General features: G+C 67.8%; 1 protein-coding gene. It reads left to right on the forward strand.

What is annotated here, in order from left to right; translation table 11 throughout:
* The coding region (locus tag AC1DF3_RS37060; RefSeq protein WP_478142822.1) for an electron transfer flavoprotein subunit alpha/FixB family protein at nucleotides 1-629 on the forward strand (629 nt) is incomplete at both ends.

Consider the following 629-nt stretch of genomic DNA (forward strand, 5'->3'; position numbering starts at 1 on the left):
CCGCGCGTGGCCGCGCTGCTGGATGTCGCCCAGATCAGCGACATCACCAAGGTCGACAGCCCCGACACCTTCGAGCGGCCGATCTATGCGGGCAATGCGATTGCCATCGTGCAGAGCAGCGATGCGATCAAGGTSGTCACTGTTCGCACCACGGGCTTCGATGCGGCAGCGGCCACCGGCGGCAGCGCAGCAGTGGAAACGGTCGCAGGCGTCGCCGACAGCGGCAAGTCCAGCTTCGTGGGCCGCGAAGTCACCAAGAGCGAGCGCCCCGAACTGACCGCCGCCAAGATCATCGTCTCGGGCGGCCGSGCGCTGGGCAGCGCCGAGAAGTTCCAGGAAGTGATGGCGCCGCTGGCCGACAAGCTSAACGCSGGYCTSGGCGCCAGCCGCGCGGCRGTGGACGCGGGCTACGCCCCGAACGACTGGCAGGTCGGCCAGACCGGCAAGATCGTCGCCCCGCAGCTSTACATCGCCTGCGGCATCTCGGGCGCGATCCAGCATCTGGCGGGCATGAAGGACTCCAAGGTGATCGTGGCGATCAACAAGGACGAAGAGGCGCCGATCTTCTCGGTGGCCGACTACGGCCTGGTGGCCGACCTGTTCACGGCCGTGCCGGAACTGGTCAAGGC

This window comes from Variovorax sp. 10N432 (assembly GCF_056394465.1).